A 16638-nucleotide genomic window follows, 5' to 3' on the forward strand; every position below is an offset into this window, starting at 1 on the left:
ATAATAGTTTGCATATGCATTTTCTTTGGCAATATAATCATGCCCTTCGCAATCTATGCGAATTCGTTTCATCACTATCTTTTCAACAAGGACAAAAGTAGGTTCCAATAAATGATTCAGAAACTGATTAGCCTTTCTACTTTGCTGTTTGCTTCTTACAGCTTTGCACAAACGACAACTATTACGGACGTGCTTGATCGTGAAGTTACTTTCGATGCGCCTGCAAAACGCGTTATTGTCGGCTTCTATCCAGAAGATTACATGGCAATTGGTACGGAAGCTGCGTATGACAACGTTGTGGGAATGTCGAAATACATTTGGCAAGCGCGCTCAGCAAACTGGGAAATGAACGTTAAGCACCGTCCTTCTCTAGACGAGATTGCCGCTATTGGCCGTGTTGATACCAACACTTTCTCTGTAGAGAAAGTGATCAGCCTTAATCCGGATCTCATCATGCTGGCTGACTGGCAATATAAAGCCTTGGGTAGTGATATCCAACGCCTTGAAGGCGCAGGTATTCCAATTGTAGTTGTGGATTACAACGCTCAAACTTTAGAACGCCACATTAAAAGTACCGAGCTAATCGGTGTGATCACAGGTCAAGAAGAACGTGCAGCGAAAATCGCTAACGAGTACAAGCAGAACATCGAAATGATCACTGCGCGTTTAGAGAAAGCGAACCTTCCAAAGCCAAAAGTTTACACTGAATTCGGTGCTTCAGGCGTAAACGAAATCGGCTACACCTTTGGTAAAAACATGTGGGGTGCCATCTCTACTGTAGCCGGTGGCGACAACATTTCTGCACCTTATGTTGAATGGTGGGGCAAACTAAACCCTGAGCAAATCATTGCAGCAAACCCAGATGTGATCGTTATGACTGGCTATGAAAATGGCGGCAGCGATGCAATGTTAATGGGTCAAGGTGTAGAAGAATCGGTAGCGAAAGAACGTTTAGAAGGATTCAAAAAGCGCACGGGCTGGTCTTCAATTTCAGCAGTTAAAAACAACCGTATGTACGCAGCTTACCATGGTGCATGTCGTACCATTCTTGATGGCGCGCTGATTCAGTTCTACGCAAAAGCCATGTATCCAGAATTGTTCGCCGATTTAGATCCAAACCAAGCGTATTTGGACTTCTACAAGAACTACCTACCAGTGGTACCTAAAGGTACGTTCGTTACTCAACTGTAAGCACTTTTAGTCACCGGCTCTGAGAGTCGGTGTTATCCATGCAAAAAGGCCAGAACATCAGTTCTGGCCTTTTTATATCTTGTTCATATCACAACGGAAGGAGTAAATGGTCTGGGTTACGCCGCGCTGGGTCTGCGAGTGCGGACGAAAGGTGTACCATTTTCATCGGTAAGAACATCCGCTTCCACATGATACAGTTCGTGAATCAGTTCGCTGGTTAACAGTTCCTTCGGACTACCAAAGGCTCTCAATTCACCTTGTTTTAATATCAAAAGGTTATCAGCGTATTGTGCCGCTAAATTGAGGTCGTGCAGCACCATTAAGGTGGTGTAATTTTGCTTTTTCGTCTGAGTAACCAAGTGATTTAGCAATACATGTTGGTAATGCAAATCTAACGCACTTACTGGCTCATCCAGCATCAGAATTTCAGGACAACGCATCAGTGCTTGTGCAAACAGAATCATCTGACACTGACCGCCACTGAGAGTTCTTACATCACGACTGGCAAGGTGTTCCAAACCAATGCTCTTGAGAATGCTCAACGCTTCTTGCAGCATTTTAGTTTCAATTCGCATGCTGAGTGCATCAAGTCTGCCTAACAACACCACTTCGATTACCGTCATATTGACATCAAGGTGAATGTCTTGCGGCATGTAACCAAACTTAGTTCGCCACTCAATCAGCGACTTGCCAGATAAAACATTGTTTCCATACTGAATTTCTCCGCTTACGGTTTTAATATCACCGAACAGAGTCTTCAGCAGAGTACTTTTACCCGTGCCATTTGGTCCAAGAATAACGTTCACTTGCCCCGGTTGCAGTTGGAAACTGATGTCTCTTGCCAACACCAAGTCGCCTAATCGTACGTTGAGATTATTCACCTGCAATTGGTTACGTTGTGGCACTGAATCGTGTGCTTGCGATAAATGACTGACTTCAAACATATTATCTTCTCTTCGCGATGATGAGCCAGAAGAAGAAAGGCACACCAATGATGGCAGTTACGATGCCGATTGGGAACAACGCTCCCGGTACGATCACTTTTGATAAAACAGAAGCTGTCGACAACAAAAATGCACCGATTAGGAATGAAAGTGGAAGGAAGAAACGCTGATCTTCGCCAACCAGAATTTTAGCGATATTAGGTGAAACAATGCCGATGAAGCCAATGATACCAACGAAACTGGTCACTGTTGCTGTCATCACCGCGACAATCAGCAAGGTTTTTAAACGCAGTTTTACGATGTTCACGCCAAGGCTTTTCGCACGCTCTTCGCCGAGTTTCAATGCGGTCAATTTCCATGAATCTTGCAGTAACAAGAAAAGGCTCACCATGACTACCGTCGCGGTAATGGCTAGGTTTGTCCACGTGGCTTTTGAAAGACTTCCGAATAACCAAAAAAGAATCTGTTGGCTCAGTTCAGGTGAAGAGACGAACTGTACCAATGAGAGTAAGGATTGGAATAGAAACAGTAACGCGATACCTGCAAGGATCAACTGCCCCGATCCGATATGCCGAACAGAAGCCAATGCAAACAAGAAACACGCCGAAATCATACAGAAGACAAATGCACCGATAGGTACGGCTAAGTTGCTATCAATACCCAGAGAGCCAGTGTAGAGCATTAATGCCGCGCCAAAACCCGCTGCCGCAGCCATACCTAAAGTGTATGGGCTTGCCATGGAGTTGTTCAGCAAGGTTTGCATTTCCGCACCGCCCATCCCTAACGATCCGCCAACAAAGATGGCCATCAGTGCAATAGGTAAACGTAGATTACTAACAATGACTTGCGTGGAAGCATCCACTTGGAATGGTAATCCTACCCACTCTAGCAGCGCATAAATAACCGAGCTGGCATCAATCATTGAAGGGCCGGTCATAATATCGAGAACAAAAGAAGCGGCGAGTAATGCGCCAAAACTGGTTAATATCATTCCGCGACGCTTTTCGCTTTTTCGCTGCGCCTCTACGGCCTGCTGTACTACATCCGATAGCATCTTAACTCACCAAACTTAGAATATCGCTTAATCTCCAGACCTTGCTAAACATGGCTTTCATCGCCACACACCTGCAAGATCCGGTCTAATTTTTAGGGTCAGATGGTAACATTATGTAAATGATAATTGCTAGTATTTATAGTTCTATTTGCAACTGAAGAAATAAGACGCACCAGCTTCAGTACGTGGTTATAGCCAAGTACCCCAGGGCACTTTCGCGATAGAGAATATTATTTGTATTGAAATGGTTCCGCGAGTAACACAGATGCTCGCCAACAGTGTGGAAGGTAAACATCCTGAAGACCCGATTGGATCTGACATTTACTTTTAAATGCAAAGAGCCGTTGAACGGCTCTCGCTTTTGGAACAGTTTGCCTGCTCTTATTTATCTAGCGCTGGCGCTTTAGCTACCCTTCTCTCACCAAACCAATTCTTGCCAAATACGTTGATTACTAGGCCCATTGCGATCACTATCACGCCGATGATTTGATAAAGGCTTAGACTTTCGCCAAGCAGTATCCATGCGCTTAGCAAACCAAATACTGGCACTAACAACGAAAGCGGAGCAACCATAGACGTTTCATAACGGCTAAGTAAGTAGCTCCAGCCGCCGTATCCCAGAATTGTCGCCAGTAGAGACAAGTAAACAATGGAAAAAACGTTATGCCATTCGATATTGACCAGTGATTCAGCAATAAGCTCAGGACCTTCAATCACATACGAGGAAATGAAGAATGAAACCATTGGAACAAGCGCGCTCCATACGATGAGCGACATGGTCGGAACCGGATAACGTTGCATGATGACTTTATTCACGATATTACCCAGAGCCCAAAAAGCCGCCGCACCGATAATTAAAACCAAGGTGAATAAGGTTAATGACGTTGAATCATGCCCCTGAGCTGCCGCGAGAAGATATATCCCCGCCCCAGCAACAGACACCGCAATCATATTGTGGATGCGGACTTTCTCTTTCAACAGTAAAACACCAAAGCCCAGAGTAATAAACGCTTGCGCCTGCAAAAGCAGAGAGGCTAAACCTGCCGCCATACCCACTTTTAATGCCCAGAAAAGTAACGAGAATTGTAGAAAATTGATGGTTAAACCGTAAGCCACCAGCCATTTCAAAGGCACTTGAGGGCGCTTAATAAAGAAAATGGCAGGCAAAGCGACAAACGCAAAACGTAACCCTGCGAGCAGAAGAGGCGGCATCCCTTGCAAGCCAATTTTGATAACCACAAAGTTAACACCCCACACCAAAACTATGGCAAGAGCTAAAAACCTATCACGTACCGACATCCAATATCCTTAAAACGCTACTCTACGCATCCTTGATACATTCTATCGGCACTTCACATAGGCGATTTCAGTACATATGCATAAACAAATTTTAACCAAACTGAAACAGCAGAGTGCCTCAAAGTGTGAACTAAGACAAGCTGTAATCCGTCATCGAAACCCAGCCAGCACCTTCACCACATGGCGCAGCAGATACTTTGGATAATTGCCCTGTATTTGCATCTATTGAGTAAGCACCCAGTTCATCTGCCAATTCGCCACTGGCTAAAATGTATTGATCATCTGGTGAGATGATAAAACTGCGCGGTTGCTTCTCAACCTGATGGTGATGTCGGTAATAAGGAATATGCGTGTCTTTATCTACTTCAAGGCATGTAATCACACTTAGTGTCCGCTCTGACACATAAATGAACCGACCATTGCGTGTGATATGAATATCTGCAGCCCAAACTCTTGGAACATCATTGGCCACTTTTTGTGCTGGCGGAAGGCCTCGTTCCAGCCCTAACGCTTCTCTTGGTATCGCTGGTGATTCTGCAACGAATTCCAACTGGCCAGTTTCAGAATCAAACGTTAACGTCACCACTGTCGCGTCCATTTCCGTCACTACATAGAGGAATGATCCACACGGCGAAAACGCAATGTGTCTTGGGCCAGCGTCCTTGGCAAACTGATAACTCGCTACAGGCTTATCAACCATTCCCTCTGAGTTTGGTCGCGGGTAAACCAGTATTTTGTCTACTCCGAATTCTGTCGCTACCATCCATTTATCATCAGGGCTGAAGAGACAAGTATGGCAAGCGCTGCTGTGCTGAATCGTTACCGTTTTGTCGGTAAAGTGCCCAGTTTCAGTCATAGGTTTGGCGACAACATTATGTTGATCGAACGATGATGCTAACAACCACTGGTTGTTTTTGTCGGTAGTTAAACTGACAAGCCCCTCATTAACTGGCGTTTCACCTTCAAGAGTTAAATCGCCCGTCTGCGGATCAATTCTCAACTGTTTTAAGTGAAACGGTTCGCTATGAATGGCCGCATAAAGGTAATTCTGACAAGGGCTTACCGCCATTGGCATTACCATGTAACCTACTTCTGTTTCTCCTAGCAATGTAAGCTCGCCCTGATGGAGTTTATAGCGAGAAATTGTCCCTGATAATGCGTTAGACAAATAAACAAACTGTGTCATTATTAGCCCTAATTAAGCGTTAAATAATAAGAAGATAAACCCAGACTACTCGATTTATGGAAGCAACGTAAACCGTATGGGTTACCACTATATCCCAGTTAAAAGAGCTGGATAAAGTCGAAATTTGCCACTCGGTAGATTTACGACATTGGGTAAAGGTACATGTGAGCAGGAAACAACCGTATATTTCTATAAATAATCTCTAGGATTGACTCTATGAACCACACTCAAGAACAGTCATGGGTTGAAGTGTTAAGAGGACACTCAAACCAACACCCAATAATGGCGGGTGGATTGATTGTCTCTTTGCTTTTAATCGCCTTTTTCCTTTTCCACGCCTTAACCGGTGAAAGACAACTAAACGCGCAATATGCGCTGGTTGGTGGCGGTATTGCTTTTCTCGCCACGGCATCTGGCACCTTACCTGCCCTCTTCATTCGAGATATTCCGCAAAAGCTTTCTGACTGCATGCTTGGCTTTGCCGCAGGCATGATGCTCGCCGCTTCTGCTTTCTCACTTTTATTGCCCGGGATAGAAGCAGGCACAGCGTTTTTTGATAACGGATTTCTTGGTGGCATGATCGTTATCCTCGGCATGGCTATCGGTGTAGCACTAATGCTCGGACTGGATGCTTTCACACCCCATGAACATTTGGAAACAGGACCTTGTGGCCCGGGACACGACAGATGCAGCCGCGCTTGGCTATTTGTATTTGCCATAGCGCTGCACAACTTCCCTGAAGGGATGGCGATCGGCGTCGGTTATGCGCAGGGCGATCTTTCCGTAGGAATTCCACTGACCACAGCCATTGCTTTGCAAGACATTCCCGAGGGTTTAGCCGTGGCTGTGACTCTGAGAGCCGCAGGATTCAATGCAAGATTATCGGTTTTAGTCGCCGCACTAACTGGCTTACTGGAACCGATTGGCGCTTTGCTCGGAGTGAGTTTAGCTGGCGGATTAATGATCGCTTACCCTATCGGGCTCGGCTTAGCTGGCGGTGCAATGTTGTTCGTAGTGTCACATGAAGTAATTCCCGACACACACCGCAACGGTCATCAAACCTTAGCGACCATTGGTTTAATGTTAGGTTTTGCTTTGATGATGGTATTAGATACCACTCTTGGCTGAGCATCGTTTTATTTAGGAATCACAACACCGTGGTTCCTAATCCTTCCAAATAGTTAACGCTAAGCAACAAGCTCCTGCGGTATTTCTTGTTTTAGTCGATAAGCGATTAAGTCGGCAATAGTACCCAATTTGATCTTGTGTTTTTTGGAGAATACTTCTAAGTCTGGTCGGCGAGCCATGGTTCCGTCCGTATTCAAGACTTCGATGATCGCACAAGAAGGGGTTAGCCCCGCGAGAGGGGCTAAATCACATCCTGCTTCGGTATGACCGGGACGAACTAATACTCCGCCTTCGCGCGCGACAACAGGAAAGACATGGCCTGGTGAAACCACATCTTTGGGTGTGGCATTTGCAGAGACTGCGGTCTTAATCGTGACAACTCTGTCATGCACTGAGATTCCTGTTGTCACACCTTTGGCTGCTTCAATTGAAACCGTAAAGTTGGTACCAAACTGCTCGGTATTGTTTTTGACCATCAAAGGCAACTCAAGCTGTTGCGCTATCTGTTCAGTAATCGTCAGACAGAGCAGACCACGAGCTTCAGTGACCATAAAGTTAACGATTTCAGGCGTTATTTTGTCAGCCGCGACAATAATATCGCCTTCATTTTCCCTGTTTTCATCGTCCATTAAGATCACCATTTTTCCTAAACGGATGTCTTCAATAATCTCTTCAATTGCACTCAGTTCCATTTTTAATTCCTTTTAAAAATTCGCCTATTTGAATCTGTCGATGATAAATCAGCTTTCTCGATGAATAGCGAAAGGGTTCCACGCCTGTGCCGTTGGCATCACTTCAAGGCGGTTGAAGCACATATGTGCAGGAAGTGTCGCTAAGTAGAACATGGTGTCTGCAATATCTTCCGCCGTTAAAGCTTGAGTGCCTGCATAAAGCGCATCCGATGCCGCTTGATCGCCTTTGGTTCTGACCAAAGTGAATTCCGTTTCCGCAATTCCCGGAGCGAGATCTGTAACTCGCACACCAGTGCCTAAAAGGTCACAACGCAAGTTATAACTGAACTGTTTCACAAACGCTTTTGTTGCGCCGTAAACATGACTACCCGGATAAGGCCACTGACCAGCGATTGAACCGACATTAATAATCGACGCGCCTTTGCCCACTTCAATCAATGTTGGAAGCAGCGCATGAGTCACATTCACTAACCCCGTTACGTTGGTATCAATCATGGTGTGCCAGTCTTGGATATCCACGGTTTGAGCAGGGTTCGGAGATAAAGCAAGCCCCGCATTATTCACCAAGCAGGTGATTTGTTTGAAAGATTCGGGTAACGACTTAACCAGAGCGTCGACTTCTTCTTTACTGCGCACATCGAGTGTTTGGTAGTGTACTGGAACGATTTCAGACAACTCTTCCGCCAGCTCTTTCAAACGCTCTTCACGTCTGCCGGTAATGACTAACGCCCAGCCCTCAGAAGCAAATTTCCGCGCGGCTGCTCGTCCAAAACCCGACGTTGCTCCAGTAATAAATACCACTTTACCCATATCAATTTTATCCCTTAAATCTTGAGTGAATTAAGGGTATAGGGAATGCCCCCACACCCTTCGAACAATGGTTTACGCTTTTTCCAGCTCAGTTTTCATCACCAACTGAGGTGTGAACTTACAAATAACGTAGTACAAAATGGCACCACTGAAAGCACCTGTAAACCAGCCATAGTCATAGAACCAAGTCATCACATTGAAGAAAATCGCCATCATAGTGAAACTAACAGGGATGAGTAGCGCAATGAAGCCAGCCCAGTTAAACGCCGGATAGGCATCTTCCTTGTACAGCGCCAACACATCTAACTTCTGCTTCTTAATTAGGAAATAATCCACAATCATGATGCCAGCAATTGGACCAAGCAGACTTGAGTAACCTAATAGCCAGTTAGAAATATAGGCTTCTACGCTCAGATCGGATTCGACCCAGCCAACTTTTTTCAATAGCTCCCACCCCATCAACAAAATACCGATTGCACCCGTAAGCAGTACGCCTCTGGTATGGTCGATATGTTGAGGTGAAATGTTTTGGAAGTCGTTAGTTGGAGAAACAATGTTTGCAGCGGTATTGGTTGATAGCGTTGCAATCACAATCATCACCATAGCTACTGCCACTAGAAATGGGCTGTCGATCTGACCAATCAGCGTAATTGGGTCTGAGATGGTTTGACCAAACATAGTTTCAGAAGCGGCCGTCATTACCACACCAAGTGAAGCAAACAAGAACATGGTAAGCGGAAGCCCCATGATTTGCCCTACTACCTGATCTTTCTGCGATTTTGCGTAACGGCTGAAATCTGGAATGTTCAGTGACAATGTTGCCCAGAAACCCACCATTGCGGTCAAACCAGACATAAAGTACTTCGCGAAACCTTCACCTTCAGGACGATTGGCAGGTGTCGAAAGCAATTCTGTGTATGAAACTTTATCACTTGCCCAAAATAGCAGTCCAAGCGACACAATCAGCAATAGCGGTGCTGACAATGTTTCCAGCCACTTGATGAAGTTTGCCCCTTTAAGCACAACACCAATGTTCAGTGCCCAGAAAATAAAGAAGCCAATCACTTCACCTACGCCACCTAAAGATGCCCATCCTGATGACACTTCAGATAAGAACAAATGAATAGCTAAACCACCAAACATGGTTTGAATACCAAACCAGCCGCAAGCGACAAAACCACGAATCACACAGGGAACGTTGGATCCCATGATGCCGAACGACGAACGAAGTACGACAGGGAACGGCAAGCCATATTTCGTCCCTGCGAAGGCATTCAACGTTAGAGGCACCAATACAATAATGTTCGCAATAAGAATGGTGAGTAGTGCCTCAACCACAGATAAACCAAAGTAGTTGGTTAATATGCCGCCCAAAGTATACGTCGGCACACAAATCGAAATGCCGACCCACAAAGCCGCGATGTTGAACTTGTTCCATGTACGTTCTTTGATTTTGGTTGGTGCCAAATCACTGTTGAAATTTTTGCTAGAGATGAGGTCTTCACCGACTTCTAATTCGTAGAAATCCCCCACTTGCTTCATTTCCGTTTTCATTTGAATCCCCTCTTCCTAATTGAGATTGATTATTTCCCTTCGGCTTTATGTTGCTACCTATCCAAATAAATCAAATGAACCACTAAACCACTCGTTTAATTCTGGAAAACACGAAACGTGAAGATAAAAATCACTGTTACTGAATGTTCATATACCCAAACTACTTGGAGTTGCAGGTAGGCGGCAAGTGAGTGAACCCCCATGAGCATAGATAACTATGTGATTGGGGCGAACGAACGTAGCCAACACCGCTGCAGCTTCAAGTAGGAAGGGTATATCGTTAAAACAAAATCCGTATAGATAATACGTATCCATAGACATCGTCATTGCTGAGCTCCTACCCTAAGTCGTTTATTTAAGTAATCCTGTTAAACAAGGCTGTGATACTTACGATTGAAATAGACAAGATTCGACGCTTGTTCCGTTTGACCAACTCCGAGCACTTCACAGAAAAAGACATCATGAGTGCCTACCGATGTGCGTGAAGCAATGCGACAGTCAAACACGGTTGATGCCGCATTTAACGCTGGCGAACCTGTGACAAACTGCTGCCATTCCACAGAATCAAAACGTTCAGCTTGGTTGAGTTTGCTGGCGAACACACCCGATACCGTTTCTTGGCCTGCTGCCAGTGTGTTTACGCACAGATACTCTGCTTTATCAAACACGGAGAACACTGAAGACGAGCGGTTTAAGCACACCAATAACGTTGGCGGAGCATCAGTCACACTGGTGACTGCGGTTGCAGTGAACCCCGCAGGTTTGCCATCTACCATAGTGGTAATAACATTCACTGAAGCACCAAGCCCAGACATGCCATCGCGGTAAAGCTTTACACCTTTGTCGTCAGTGTCAGCAAATGGGGTAAAGCTGAGTTCATTTTCGTTTGCTAACGCAAATGGAATATTGATAGCCAAATTAGACATACAAAGACGCCTCTTCTAACGCTAAGCGAGGTAGACGACCATACAACTTAGAAGCGTCTCCATAGCCAATATTGATGATTAAGTTGACGTTCCAGCTTGTACCTGAAAAAAACGCTTCATCCACCGCTGCTGCATCAAATCCCGAAAGTGGCCCCGTATCGAGTCCCATAGCCCTCGCCGCCATAATCATATAAGCCGCCTGCATAGAGCTGTTTCTCATCGCAGTTTCAGATGCCAGTGCCTCACTTGAGGTAAACCAGCTTTTAGCATCACCATGAGGGAAAAGTGTTGGTAAAGCGTCGTAAAACTTGCGGTCATAAGCCACTAATACCGTCAAGGGTGCGGTCATGGTCTTTTCTAAATTGCCGCTCGACAGTGTCGGGGCTAAACGTTGCTTTCCTTCTTCAGAGCTAATAAAAACAAAGCGTGCAGGAGAGCAGTTTGCCGACGTCGGCCCTAAGCTGGTCAGTTGATACAACTGTTCAATCTGCGCTTGGCTGACTTTCTTATCCAACCAGCCGTTGTGCGTTCTCGCTTCTGTAAACAGTTGCTTTAACGCTGACGAATCCATCGTCTCGTTCATTCAGATTTCTCCTTAAATCTCGTTGTAAAAATCAAGCATCGTTTTATTAAACGTCACAGGGTCGGAGACATTACAGGCGTGTCCCCCTTTATCTAATAAATAAAACGAAGAGTGGCTGAGTTTTTTATGTAACGTTTCTGAGCAGGAATATGGCACCAGTAAATCATCACAGCTTGCGATAACACCTGTAACACAACGTATCGAATCAATATTTTCAGAGATATCGAAACTTTCTACCGCCGCGATTCTTCTCAGTAAGTTGTCTTGATTGAAAGGCGAAGAAAGAACCTTATCCGCTTCTTCCTTCAACAAAGCAGCATTATTCTTCATCCATTCCGCAGGATACAAAAACAGTGGCTGCGCCTTGAAAAACATCTCTATACCAGAATTTCGCAGCAGCGATTTTCGGATTTCAAAGCACAACTTGGTGTGTTCATCGGTTTTATCCCAAGCGTTGATCAGCAACAGACTTGAAACTCTGTTTGGAAACTCAACCGCCAGTTGTAACCCCACCAAACCACCGAGCGCGTGACCAATAAAATGAACACGTTCGCTATCTGTTTGATCCAGTAACACCACCACTTCACGTGCCATGTCCGCGATGCTGTAACCTTGCGGAATATCGCCTTGGCTTTGCCCTGTACCCAAGTGGTCATACACAATCACTCGAAAGCGACTTTTCAACTGTGGTAACTGATGATGCCAATAGCTGTGCGAACCACCCAAACCAGAGGAGAGAATCACCGTCTCTTTATTTCCCTGACCATCGTCATGAATTTCGTAATACATGTGCTGCTCTACCTTTTAAAGCGTTGAGTCAAAGCAACTCAGGCTTTACCAACGTGTGCAATAGACGCAATTTCGATCAACGCTTCTTCTTTCACTAAGCCACATTGAATGCAGTAGCGAGCCGGTTTATCACCCGGAAAGAAATCCGCATACACAGCGTTAATCGCAGCGTAGTCCGCCCAGTTTTTAATCATGATCATGTTGAAGGTCACGTCATCCATTGTGCCGCCAGCTTCTTCAACAACACTGCGAATGGTGCTGAGCACGTGACGAGCTTGCGCTGCTGCATCTCCCGGAAAAACCACGTTATTTTCACTGTCAAAAGGCAGTGTTCCGGAAACATACAACACTCCATCTGCCATAGAACCTGGCACATAAGGGGCAAGCGGTTTTCCTGTTCCTGCAGGAAGTACGGTTTGTTTAGGCATAGTAATCTCCTTATTTAGCCAACATTTACCAAAGCGTTTGAATAATCTTCCACTGTCGTCACCCAGCCAAAAAAGGTTTGAATATTGAGTAACGCGGCATCCTGCGCCGACCTCGGGCCAGCCTGATGAGTGGCATCTGAAAGCGCGACACCAAAATATTCAAGATGAAAACCATCACGTAATGTCGATTCAACGCAGACGTTGGTAGCTATGCCGGTAAAGACGAGATTACGAATGCCGCGTGAACGCAACATGGTGTCTAAATTGGTATTGAAGAAACCGCTGTAGCGAGTTTTAGGAATAATCCAGTCTTGTTGCTGCGGTTTGATTTCGTCGACAAGTTCGTAATCCCAGCCACCCTTTGACAGGAAGCGGCCAGAAAGTTCTGGCTGCTTACGCATGGTTTTCAAAGCATTCGACTTATGCCAGTTTGGCGAGCCTTCACCACCCGCTTCGACGTAATTGCTGTCCCAACCGTTTTGTAGAAATACTATTTGGATTCCCGCTTTGCGCGAGACATCAATGGCTTTATTAATGTTTTCAATAACAGAACCCGTACCAGAAACATCAAAGCCCGCTAAATCCAAATAGCCTTCTTTGCTTGCATATGCGTTCTGCATATCCACCACTATCAGAGCGGTTTCACTCGGTTTGATGGCAAGTTTTTCAGGCTCGGTGTTGAGTATTACCTGCGCAGATTCACCCGTGTTCAGAGAGTAGCCAGAAATAGACTGCTTGATCATGCTGCGTACTCTCCTTGAACCGAGATGTGTTGGCGCGTTTTCATCAGTGGCTGAATTCGTTCGCCAAACGCAGTTACCCCTTCAACAAACTCATCGAAAGTCAGTAATACACCGCCCGTGCCTTCCACTTCATCCACTTCGTCCAGCAAACGGGCAACGGTTTCGTAAGAACCAACTAAAGTCCCCATGTTGATATTGACCGCTGAAGTCGGGTCCGACATTTGGCGCACGTTAGTATCGCTACCAGATTTGGTATCCTGCGCAGCTTGAACGCCCAGCCACTCCAACGCTGCGTCATCTTTCCCAGCTTTGTAGTGTTCCCATTTCGCACGCGCGGCTTCATCTGTTTCGTCAGCAATGATCATAAACAGAACAAAAGAACTCACTTCACGACCGGTTTTTTCAGTTGCTTCAAGCAGACGACTCGCTTGCGGAGCGAACGCTTTGGGCGTGTTGACACCCTTACCAAAAATGAAGTTGTGATCGGCATATTTGGCCGAGAATTCCATGCCCGCATCACTGGAACCAGCACAGATGATCTTCATTTTTTCCTGAGGTTTAGGGCTTACGCGGCAGTCTTCCATAGTGAAATAGTCACCTTTGAAATCCGAAGATCCGGTATCCCATAAATCGCGAAGAACTTGTGCATATTCAGAAAGGTAATCATATCGAGAAGAGAAAAACTCATCGCCCGGCCACAAGCCCATTTGCGTGTATTCCGGCTTTTGCCAACCTGTCACCAAGTTAACGCCAAAACGACCATGGGAGATCGAATCAATGGTAGAAGCCATACGAGCAACAATCGCCGGCGGCAAGGTTAAAGTTGCTGATGTCGCGAACAACTGAATTTTAGACGTTACCGCCGCAAGGCCCGCCATTAAACTGAATGACTCTAGGTTGTGTTCCCAGAACTCTGTTTTGCCGCCAAAACCGCGTAGCTTGATCATCGACAGAGCAAAATCTAATCCGTAATGTTCTGCTCTCAACACAATCTCTTTGTTCAGATCAAAAGTCGGCATGTATTGAGGTGCATTTTCCGAGATCAACCAGCCGTTATTTCCAATAGGAATGAAAACACCAATCTGCATATAAAACTCCTTGTAATTAACCATGCATACATTTACTTCCTCGCATTGATCTAAATCAAAGTTTATGCCAACAATTTATTTACCTTTATTAACAATTAGTTAACGTTATTTATACTCAAAAACCAGACCATCTGGTCTGTTTTGAAACATCTGGAATGGTGCAAAAGCACTAATCAAGTGCACAAAAAACACTCAACACGCACACAAAAGCAAACGAGAACTTGTAGCTAAACGAGTAGATTTATAAGCACAGATGAGGGGTGAAATGACAGATAAAAGGAAAGGAACAAGGAAAGAAAAAGGTCACCCTTTTGGTGACCTCTCAAAGCTGAAACAGTAGGTATAAAAAGCGCTTACTTAAGAGTTAAGCAATACCATTAAAGATAATATTTTGGATAGACTGGCAAGTATCTTCAAAAAATTTCTTATTAGTCAGATCTTTACCTGTAATCGCCTTAACCTGAACACTAAAATCAGCATAGTGCTGTGTGGTCGACCAAATAGTAAAAATCAATTGTGTTGGATCGACAGGCTTAATTTTGCCTTGGCTTATCCAACGTTCGATGACTTTAGATTTCTCTTCAATGATGTTTTTCAAATCACCATTTAAGTAGCCTTTAAGAATCGGCGCGCCTTGAATGATCTCCAAGCAGAACAGACGCGAAGCTTGTGGCTGGTCTCTAGAGAGTTCCAACTTAAGGCGGATATAGTTTTCTATCGCGGTTTTCGGTTCATCCACTTCGTCAAAGCCAGCAATCGGTGCAAGCCAGTCGTTAAGGATGTTCTCCAAGATGGTTAAGTAAAGCTCTTCTTTACTTTTGAAGTAGTAAAACAGATTGGTTTTAGAGATATCAGCACTATTGGCGATCTGTTCAATCGTTGTTCCGTGAAATCCATATTGTGAAAACACAGCCAGCGCCGTTTCAAGAATAAACTGTCTTTTGTCGTCAAACTTCTTTCGTCTACGAACTCCGGGTTCTACCGTTGAGCGACTTTTCTTTAACGTGCTTACCTTCGTCCCTTTTAGCGATATACCTGCTTTAGCCATACGTCTTCCTGACACCTACTCAATACTGCTCAATGAGAGCCATACTAGCATCTTCAAATCGAAATGTGTTTTGGATATGTATACGTAAAATCACGTATTCAAGAATCCACAAACTACATCCCCCCCTTAAACAGCCAACTTTAAAGCCGTAATAATAGAGGGTGCGTACTATCGACAGAAATGCTATTTTTTGCATCTATTATGTAAAAACAAATATCAGAACATAGCGAAAATCATGGACAGAATTTGGCGTCAATATATGGAAGTGGCCTCGTGTAAGAATGTCAGTCATGCTGCAAAAAAACTCTGCATCAGTCAGCCCACACTCACCCACAATATGAAGAAGCTGGAAGCCGAACTTGATATTGTACTGTTCAACCGTTCATCAAAAGGTATCACGTTAACAGAGAGTGGCGAGTTACTGCTTGAACAAACTCGAATCATGCAGCGCCTTTATGACAACACTCTGAGTAAGCTGGCCCATATTAACAAACGTCAGGAACGAGAGCTGAAAGTTGGTACCGGCCATGCTTGGTGGCACCTTTTCCTTCGAGAAGCCGTAAAAGATTACCGTCAAAAACACCCCGGAGCCAATATTACGATTGATGTGGGAAACCATTTACCACAGATGGACTTGTTGCTGAGCGGTGATATCGATTTATTCATTGGGCATGAAATTACGGGGTTAAGCCGAAAGGCAGAAGTGAAATTTCTCCCGTTGCGTATGACCGAAAACAGTGTTTTTGTTCGCAAAGAGCATCCACTGACCTACAAAGAAAGTTGCACTCTTCAAGATCTCGTCGAATTCCCTACATTGGAAGTGAAACCGAGCGAGGACCGATATCAACATCTGATAGAAGATCCTCAAGAGATCAAACTGTACCGCTCCATACATCAACTGACTGAAAAAATAATCTATGCCAGCAATTCACTCAGTGTCAGTATGGACCTAGTCAAAGACAGCAACGCACTGCTGCCTTTTCCTGAAGTCATGGCGGACTATTTTTCTGATTTTGGGTTAGTCCCATTACCATTGAATGAAACGTACTCAAAAGCATCCTTCGGTATCTACCTGCTTAGAGAGTCCAGTGAAGATAATCATATATGCGAGCTCGTGGCGCTGATAAATCATTATATTGATGAAAAATTTGGTTATCTTAAAGCTGCAAACTAGT

Annotated in this window: 16 protein-coding genes and 1 pseudogene; 3 read left to right on the forward strand and 14 right to left on the reverse strand. The window is 44.8% G+C overall.

The window, feature by feature from the left end:
* Window positions 1-111: 111 nt before the first annotated feature.
* On the forward strand, window positions 112-1191 hold the full coding sequence (locus tag L3V23_RS05735) for an ABC transporter substrate-binding protein (RefSeq protein WP_102965837.1): 1080 nt from the start codon (window positions 112-114) through the stop codon (window positions 1189-1191).
* Window positions 1192-1307: 116 nt separating this feature from the next.
* Here L3V23_RS05735 and L3V23_RS05740 read toward each other — a convergent pair whose 3' ends face one another.
* The 4 genes from L3V23_RS05740 to L3V23_RS05755 all read right to left on the reverse strand — a co-directional run bounded on the left by L3V23_RS05740 (window position 1308) and on the right by L3V23_RS05755 (window position 5674).
* Window positions 1308-2135, reverse strand: a complete 828-nt coding sequence (locus L3V23_RS05740; RefSeq protein ID WP_102965836.1) for an ABC transporter ATP-binding protein — start codon at window positions 2133-2135, stop codon at window positions 1308-1310.
* 1 nt (window position 2136) lies between these two features.
* Entirely contained in the window at window positions 2137-3189 is a 1053-nt protein-coding gene (locus L3V23_RS05745; protein WP_102953561.1) for an iron ABC transporter permease, read from the reverse strand.
* 381 nt (window positions 3190-3570) lie between these two features.
* Window positions 3571-4488 carry an EamA family transporter gene (locus L3V23_RS05750; RefSeq protein ID WP_102965835.1) on the reverse strand — a complete coding sequence of 306 codons (918 nt, stop codon included), beginning with the start codon at window positions 4486-4488 and terminating at the stop codon, window positions 3571-3573.
* 130 nt (window positions 4489-4618) lie between these two features.
* On the reverse strand, window positions 4619-5674 hold the full coding sequence (locus L3V23_RS05755; protein WP_102965834.1) for a beta-propeller fold lactonase family protein: 1056 nt from the start codon (window positions 5672-5674) through the stop codon (window positions 4619-4621).
* 216 nt (window positions 5675-5890) lie between these two features.
* On the opposite strand from L3V23_RS05755, the gene L3V23_RS05760 reads away from it, so the two are divergent.
* A complete protein-coding gene (locus L3V23_RS05760) occupies window positions 5891-6802 on the forward strand; it encodes a ZIP family metal transporter (RefSeq protein WP_102964559.1) in 912 nt (303 codons plus the stop codon).
* A 95-nt stretch (window positions 6803-6897) separates the two neighbouring features.
* Here the strand turns inward: L3V23_RS05760 and ribB are convergent.
* The 10 genes and pseudogenes from ribB to rutR all read right to left on the reverse strand — a co-directional run.
* A pseudogene (ribB, locus tag L3V23_RS05765) lies at window positions 6898-7494 on the reverse strand (3,4-dihydroxy-2-butanone-4-phosphate synthase); the annotation flags it as partial.
* A 48-nt stretch (window positions 7495-7542) separates the two neighbouring features.
* Window positions 7543-8304, reverse strand: coding sequence for an SDR family NAD(P)-dependent oxidoreductase (locus L3V23_RS05770; protein WP_102965832.1), 762 nt, complete (start codon window positions 8302-8304; stop codon window positions 7543-7545).
* A 72-nt stretch (window positions 8305-8376) separates the two neighbouring features.
* Entirely contained in the window at window positions 8377-9858 is a 1482-nt protein-coding gene (locus L3V23_RS05775; protein ID WP_102965831.1) for an NCS1 family nucleobase:cation symporter-1, read from the reverse strand.
* A 368-nt stretch (window positions 9859-10226) separates the two neighbouring features.
* A complete protein-coding gene (locus tag L3V23_RS05780; protein WP_102965830.1) occupies window positions 10227-10784 on the reverse strand; it encodes a flavin reductase in 558 nt (185 codons plus the stop codon).
* Window positions 10777-11367 carry a malonic semialdehyde reductase gene (locus L3V23_RS05785; RefSeq protein ID WP_237292029.1) on the reverse strand — a complete coding sequence of 197 codons (591 nt, stop codon included), beginning with the start codon at window positions 11365-11367 and terminating at the stop codon, window positions 10777-10779. The genes L3V23_RS05780 and L3V23_RS05785 overlap by 8 nt, the downstream gene beginning before the upstream one ends.
* 12 nt (window positions 11368-11379) lie before the next feature.
* Complete coding sequence (rutD, locus tag L3V23_RS05790; RefSeq protein WP_237292030.1) at window positions 11380-12156, reverse strand: pyrimidine utilization protein D; 777 nt, start codon at window positions 12154-12156, stop codon at window positions 11380-11382.
* 38 nt (window positions 12157-12194) lie between these two features.
* Window positions 12195-12584: a pyrimidine utilization protein C gene (rutC, locus tag L3V23_RS05795; RefSeq protein ID WP_102965827.1), complete on the reverse strand. Its 390-nt coding sequence runs from the start codon at window positions 12582-12584 to the stop codon at window positions 12195-12197.
* Window positions 12585-12598: 14 nt separating this feature from the next.
* Window positions 12599-13327 (reverse strand): pyrimidine utilization protein B, encoded by a 729-nt coding sequence (rutB, locus tag L3V23_RS05800; protein WP_042481036.1) that lies wholly within the window; start codon window positions 13325-13327, stop codon window positions 12599-12601.
* Window positions 13324-14415 carry a pyrimidine utilization protein A gene (gene rutA / locus L3V23_RS05805; protein WP_102965826.1) on the reverse strand — a complete coding sequence of 364 codons (1092 nt, stop codon included), beginning with the start codon at window positions 14413-14415 and terminating at the stop codon, window positions 13324-13326. Before rutA ends, rutB begins: the two co-directional genes overlap by 4 nt.
* A gap of 364 nt (window positions 14416-14779) precedes the next feature.
* The gene (rutR, locus tag L3V23_RS05810) at window positions 14780-15463 is read right to left on the reverse strand and encodes an HTH-type transcriptional regulator RutR (protein ID WP_102965825.1); all 684 of its coding nucleotides are present in this window, start codon (window positions 15461-15463) and stop codon (window positions 14780-14782) included.
* Between the two features lie 235 nt (window positions 15464-15698).
* On the opposite strand from rutR, the gene L3V23_RS05815 reads away from it, so the two are divergent.
* A complete protein-coding gene (locus tag L3V23_RS05815; protein ID WP_102953572.1) occupies window positions 15699-16637 on the forward strand; it encodes a LysR family transcriptional regulator in 939 nt (312 codons plus the stop codon).
* The last annotated feature ends 1 nt before the right edge of the window (window position 16638 follow it).

The organism is Vibrio sp. A1-b2 (assembly GCF_021726015.1).
Classification (GTDB): Bacteria; Pseudomonadota; Gammaproteobacteria; order Enterobacterales; family Vibrionaceae; genus Vibrio; species Vibrio diazotrophicus.